The sequence below is a fragment of the Mitsuaria sp. TWR114 genome (assembly GCF_007997345.1).
Genome location: NZ_VOSR01000359.1, coordinates 1 through 2018 on the forward strand (window position 1 = coordinate 1; position 2018 = coordinate 2018).

The following is a 2018-nucleotide window of genomic DNA, read 5'->3' on the forward strand; positions in this document are numbered from 1 at the left end:
GCGACGCGGCCGCCCTCGGTGTGGCCGGTGAGGTCGACCGCGATGTCGATGGACAGCTCGCGGCACAGCGCCGCCACCCGTTCATCGCTCCAGCCGCCGACGTCGAGGAAAGCATCGGCGGCGGCGCGCAGTCGCTGCTGCATCGGGTCGTCCTTCGCCTCGCCATGGTTGATCAGCGCGACGTCGAAGACCTCGCGGTCGTGCAGCTCCAGCGTTTCCGCCAGCAGGAAGGCCACCGGATGGGCATGGAAGTCGCGGGAGACGTAGGCGATGCGGATCTTGCGTCCGGCCGGGAAGCCGGGCCGCATCGGCGGCGTCGCGGCACGGGGCGACGCGTGCCGAGCCCAGGTCCTTGCCGCCGCCTGCTGCAGCGCCGGGTCGTCCGTCAGGTTCTGGACGACCAGCGGCTGCGCGACCGCCTCGCCACGAGCCACCTGGGTGAGCAGCGCATCGCAACGCGCGTCGAAGTCGCGCCAGTCGTAGACATGCATCGCCGCGTAGAGCCTCAGTCCGGCGAGCCAAGGGGCGTGCGGCGTGAGCCGCAAGACCGCGTCGAAATCGTCCACCGCCAGCGTGAACCGGCGCGCGCGCAGATGGAGATTGGCCCGGTTCTGCAGCGGCGCGGCGAAGGCCGGGGCGTGGCGGACCGCGGCGCTGAAGGCGTCGAGCGCCTCGGCCTCCCGGCCGCCCTGGCGCAGCGCCATGCCCATCAGGTTGCGCGCGATCGCGTGGCCCGGCGCCTCGGGACCGATGGCCGCCAGCGCCGGCAGCGCGTCGCGCCAGCGGCCCGCGTCGATCAGTTGCTCCGCGCGCTCGAAGCGGAAGTCGTCGCAGGCGGGATCGGCGTCGATCGCCAGCTCGATCGCCATCAGCGCCGCGTCGCGGGCGCCCAGGTCCCGGTAGCTCAGGCTCAGGCCATGGAAGGCACGGGCGTAAGCGGGGTCCCGCGAGGCGGCCTGCTCGAACGCCGCGATCGCGTCCTCGAGCCGGCCGGCCTCACGCAGCGCGATGCCCCAGTTGTAGAGCAGCGCGGCGCCAGCGCCGGCCGCCTGCGCCAGCGCGCGGTACTCGGCCTCCGCGGCGATCCAGTCGCCGCAGTCGGCGAGGGCATGGGCGCGTGCCAGCGTGGCGGGCGTGCGCGGCCGTGCCGGCTGTTCCTTCGAAGCGCTCAATCACCACCTCCCGCGGCTCAACGCGGCGGATCATACGAGCCGACGTTGGCGCGAGCGCAGGCGAGCCTTCGCTGGTGCACCGCAGCATGCGTGGCGGCCCGCGTTTCCAGTGGACGGGCGCTATCCCATCGATAGCCACATCGCGTGGCGCGCCGGGAGTCGCGGGCGTAGCATCGCTTCACCCCGACTCCAGGTCCCCGTCATGGCCGTCTGGCAGTTCGATCTGGCCTTCGCGCATGGCAGCGCCAAGGCCTCCTGGCATCCCTCCTCGCGCAGCGACGTCATGCACTACCTCGCGTCGCGCGTCGGCCCCAGCACGCCGATGCTGGAGGGCTGGCGCTACTTCGGCGACGAGGCGCACAACTGCATCGACATGGTGTCCGATCCCGACGGCCACTACGAGCTGCATGCGCGGCTCGACGCCTGCGCCACCGAGACCGACCACTTCATCGACGTCGTCTGCGACGTGGCCCATGCGCTCGGCTGCGAGTTCTTCAGCGCCGAACTGGCGGCCTTGTTGCCGCCGCGCTCGCACGCGCTCAAGGACGCGCTGCAGCGGTCGACGGCCTGGCGCTTCGCGCTGGACCCCGAGGGCTTCGACACCGACGCCTGACCGGCCGCGGACGTCATCCCATCAGCGCGCTGAACCGCAGCGCATCATCGGCCGCCGCGCCCGACGCGGTGTTGTCGAAGACGCACCAGATCGAGGTGCCGGCCGGCCAGCGCGCGAGCGCCTGGGCCCGCGCCTGGAGGAAGGCGTCCTCGTAGCGCGACCAGTACATGCGCGGCGAGCCATGCCAGCGGTAGTAGACGACGGCGCCGCGGCCGTCGCCGCGCTCGCCGAGC

Annotated in this window: 3 protein-coding genes; 1 reads left to right on the top strand and 2 read right to left on the bottom strand. The window is 72.6% G+C overall.

Translation table 11 applies throughout. The annotated features are described in order from the left end of the window. A partial coding sequence (locus FUT87_RS13980; RefSeq protein ID WP_147241410.1) for a tetratricopeptide repeat protein occupies positions 1-1172 on the bottom strand: 1172 nt, incomplete at its 3' end. A 202-nt stretch (positions 1173-1374) separates the two neighbouring features. Between FUT87_RS13980 and FUT87_RS13985 the strand changes: the two genes are divergently transcribed. After that, entirely contained in the window at positions 1375-1785 is a 411-nt protein-coding gene (locus FUT87_RS13985) for a hypothetical protein (protein ID WP_147241411.1), read from the top strand. Positions 1786-1798: 13 nt separating this feature from the next. On the opposite strand, the gene FUT87_RS13990 is transcribed toward FUT87_RS13985, so the two are convergent. Further along, on the bottom strand, positions 1799-2018 hold a 220-nt coding region (locus tag FUT87_RS13990; protein WP_147241412.1), incomplete at its 5' end, for a DUF72 domain-containing protein.

Coding starts and splice junctions, on each gene's coding strand:
- FUT87_RS13985 (WP_147241411.1), top strand. CDS start 1,375: ATGGCCGTCTGGCAGTTCGATCTGGCCTTCGCGCATGGCAGCGCCAAG.